The sequence below is a fragment of the Bradyrhizobium viridifuturi genome (genome assembly GCF_001238275.1).
Lineage (GTDB): Bacteria > Pseudomonadota > Alphaproteobacteria > Rhizobiales > Xanthobacteraceae > Bradyrhizobium > Bradyrhizobium viridifuturi.
Genome location: NZ_LGTB01000129.1, coordinates 1 through 679 on the forward strand (window position 1 = coordinate 1; position 679 = coordinate 679).

The 679-nt window shown below is 64.4% G+C and carries 1 pseudogene; it reads right to left on the bottom strand.

Annotated features, from left to right (window positions below):
• Nucleotides 1-252, bottom strand: a pseudogene (locus ALC15_RS40935) (hypothetical protein); the annotation flags it as partial.
• Nucleotides 253-679 lie beyond the last annotated feature (427 nt).

Below are 679 nucleotides of genomic sequence, written 5' to 3' on the forward strand. Positions count from 1 at the left end.
CGACAGGTTCGCCGCCGAAACGTCGATCTCGGTGTTGGCGGCCTGGGTGACACCATTGACCACCCAGTGACCGTTGCCTCCGGTGTCCCAGAACGCGTACTGGGTGATCGTATCGTTGTCGGCATCGGAGACCGAGAACAGGCTCGAGGCGATAGCGAGGTTACCCCGTGGATGGCAGTCACGTTCGGTGCCGTCACGACCGGAGCGTGGTCGCTTCCAGGACTCGCCGTGAACGCGGTCCAGCCGCCCCACAGCGTTCCGTCGTTCGCCCTGATGTACAAGGTATCAGGCGTCGACCCGACCGGACCGAAGACGTAGCTCACCTGCGACAGCTGCGCTGCGGTGATGTCGATCTCGGTATTGGCGGCCTGGGCAACACCATTCACAACCCAGTGGCCGCTGCCGCCGGTGTCCCAGAGCGCGTACTGGGTCATCGTATCGGGATCCGGATCGCTCACCGTGAACAGGCTTGACGCGGCAACCGACGTTTGGCCGTGCGTCGCAGTGACGTTGGCGGCTATCACGGTCGGCGGGGTGTCCGCGAACGCCTTCGCCGTGAATTGAGTCCAGCTGCCCCAGAGCGTGCCGTCATTGGCCCGCACGAAAAGCGTGTCGGTCGAGCCGCTCGGACCGAACACGTAGCTCACCTGCGACAGGTTCGCCGCCGTGACATCGATCT